Origin of the sequence: Pseudomonas sp. B22(2017), from assembly GCF_002113105.1 — a bacterium.
Classification (GTDB): Bacteria; Pseudomonadota; Gammaproteobacteria; order Pseudomonadales; family Pseudomonadaceae; genus Aquipseudomonas; species Aquipseudomonas asiatica.
In genome coordinates this window covers 1-1,586 of the sequence record NZ_NEJN01000031.1, presented here as the reverse complement: position 1 = coordinate 1,586, position 1,586 = coordinate 1, and the positions used below count along the sequence as shown (strand labels likewise).

Annotated in this window: 1 protein-coding gene; it reads left to right on the top strand. The window is 63.7% G+C overall.

All coding sequences use genetic code 11. The features are described from left to right. Positions 1 to 1,586, top strand: a 1,586-nt coding sequence (pgi, locus tag CAG18_RS25885; RefSeq protein ID WP_085721826.1) for a glucose-6-phosphate isomerase, incomplete at both ends; no start/stop codon positions are given.

The window sequence follows — 1,586 nt, the reverse complement described above, 5'->3', positions numbered from 1 at the left end:
ACGGCCCTGCCCGCCTGGCAGGCGCTTCAGCAACACCGCGACGCCATGCAAGGTTTCAGCATGCGCGAAGCTTTCGCCGCCGATACCAAGCGCTTCGACCAGTTCTCCCTGAGCTCCTGCGGCCTGTTCCTCGACTATTCGAAAAACCTGATCACCGAACAAAGCCGCGACCTGCTGGTGAACCTGGCCAACGAAGTGGGCCTGCAGGACGCCATCAAGTCGATGTTCAGCGGCGAAATCATCAACGCCTCCGAAGGTCGCCCGGTGCTGCACACCGCCCTGCGCCGTCCGGTAGGCGACAAGCTCAGCGTCAACGGCGTGAACGTCATGCCGGAAGTACACAAGGTGCTCAACCAGATCACCGAACTGGTCGGCCGCATTCACGACGGCCTGTGGCGTGGCTACAGCGAAAAGCCGATCACTGACGTGGTCAACATCGGCATCGGCGGCTCGTTCCTCGGCCCCGAACTGGTGTCCGAGGCGCTCCTGCCCTACGCCCAGCGCGGCGTGCGCTGCCACTACCTGGCGAACATCGACGGCAGTGAGTTCCACGAGCTGTCGGCCAACCTGCGCGCCGAAACCACCCTGTTCATCGTCTCGTCGAAGTCGTTCAACACCCTCGAGACCTTGAAGAACGCAATGGCCGCGCGTACCTGGTACCTGGCCCAGGGCGGCTCGGAAGCCGAGCTGTATCGCCACTTCATCGCCGTTTCCAGCAACAAGGCCGCCGCCGTGGCCTTCGGCATCCGCGAAGAAAACATCTTCCCGATGTGGGACTGGGTGGGCGGGCGCTACTCGCTGTGGTCGGCCATCGGCCTGCCGATCGCCCTGGCCATCGGTACCGCCAACTTCAAGGAACTGCTGTCCGGTGCCTACACCATGGACCAGCACTTCCAGACCGCGCCGTTCGACAAGAACATGCCGGTGCTGCTGGCCCTGCTGGGCGTGTGGTACGGCAACTTCTGGGGCGCCCAGAGTCACGCGATCCTGCCGTACGACCACTACCTGCGCAACATTACCAAGCACCTGCAACAGCTGGACATGGAGTCCAACGGCAAGAGCGTGCTGCAGGACGGCACCCCGGTGAAGACCGACACCGGTCCGGTTATCTGGGGTGGCGTCGGTTGCAACGGCCAGCATGCCTACCACCAGCTGCTGCACCAGGGCACCCAGCTGATTCCGGCCGACTTCATCGTGCCGGTGGTGAGCTTCAACCCGGTGGCCGACCATCATCAGTGGCTGTACGCCAACTGCCTGTCGCAAAGCCAGGCGCTGATGCTGGGCAAGACCCGCGAGGATGCCGAAGCCGAACTGCGTGGCAAAGGCCTGAACGAAGCGGACATCGAAAAGGTGGCCCCGCACAAGGTCATCCCGGGCAACCGCCCGAGCAACACCCTGGTGGTGGAACGCATCAGCCCGCGCCGCCTGGGCGCGCTGGTGGCGATGTACGAGCACAAGGTGTTCGTGCAGAGCGTGATCTGGGGCATCAACGCCTTCGACCAGTGGGGCGTGGAGCTAGGCAAGGAGCTGGGCAAGGGCGTTTACCAACGCCTGGTCGGCAGCCTGGAAGAAAGCGCCGAAGATGG